The sequence below is a fragment of the Wohlfahrtiimonas larvae genome (assembly GCF_002006755.1).
Lineage (GTDB): Bacteria > Pseudomonadota > Gammaproteobacteria > Cardiobacteriales > Wohlfahrtiimonadaceae > Wohlfahrtiimonas > Wohlfahrtiimonas larvae.
In genome coordinates this window covers 1-1,159 of record NZ_MVDO01000268.1, presented here as the reverse complement: position 1 = coordinate 1,159, position 1,159 = coordinate 1, and the positions used below count along the sequence as shown (strand labels likewise).

1 protein-coding gene is annotated in these 1,159 nt (G+C 30.5%); it reads left to right on the top strand.

The genetic code is table 11. From position 1 onward, the window contains the following. Positions 1-273: 273 nt before the first annotated feature. Positions 274-1,159 (top strand): Ig-like domain-containing protein (locus BZK14_RS12975; RefSeq protein ID WP_143691485.1); only part of this gene is annotated, 886 nt, incomplete at its 3' end.

Below are 1,159 nucleotides of genomic sequence, written 5' to 3'. Positions count from 1 at the left end.
TATAGAATTATAAATAGAATTTATATTTTCAACATTGTAATAGATTAAATATGATAGACACAGTGTTATGTTATTTACTTTGGAATAAACCTAAAATATTTCAATGTGTACTATACTTATTTTAATAATAAAGGTTTTGATTTATTATTAAAATCAATATATTAGATTATTTTTTAGTGTGTATAAATAATTTTAATTAGTTAGGTTGTCTTAACATTTAAGACGCTATATGATAGTGCAGAATAAAAAATAATATAATTTGAGGATAATAGAATGATTAAATACATAATGGATAGAAGAAATGGCGATAAAACTATTATGAATAGTAGCTCGGTTAAGCTGACTGGTTCGCAAGTTGTTGTTATTCAAGCTTCTAGGATAGATATAGAGTTTATAACGCAGCAAGGAAATGCTCTAGTTATTAAGTTAAAATCTGGGCAACTTTTAGTTATACAAGATTATTTTATTAATCCTCAAAATGAGTTAGTTATTGATGATTCTTTAAATCAAAATGATGGGCTATATTTAATTGAAGGAAATAATTGGTCTCAGATTGAATCTGTAGATACGTTATTAATTCAAGATTCTACAATGGATGGAGAATGGTTGCCTTGGACGATTGGTCTAGGATTATTAGGTGTTGGCGGTGCTGTAGCTGCGAGTAGTAGTGGGGGAAGTAATGATTATGTTATTTCATTACCAAATAATATTAGTGCGCCAAAAGTTTTAGTTAATAATGGAAATGATTTATCTGGAACAGGTGTACCTAATACCACAATTATATTAACGAAATCAGATGGTTCTACTGTCATAGTTACTGTTGATGCTACAGGAAATTGGAGTTTTGGCGATAATCCATTAAATGATGGTGAGAAAGGTACTTTAATTACATTAACAGAGGATGGTAATAAAAGTTCACCAACAGATACAGGAATAGCAGATAAGTCAACTATAGATCCTATTGTTGAGGTTAATAATGCTTTGCTGTTAGCAGGTAAGTCTGAGCCTAACGCTACCATAATATTAACATTACCTAATGGCAATAAAGTGGGGACAGTCGCTGATAAGAATGGTGATTGGAAATTTGCAGATCCAAACCCTTTGAGTGAGGGTGAAAAAGGTGAATTAGTAGCAATAGATAAAGCGGGTAACATTAGTG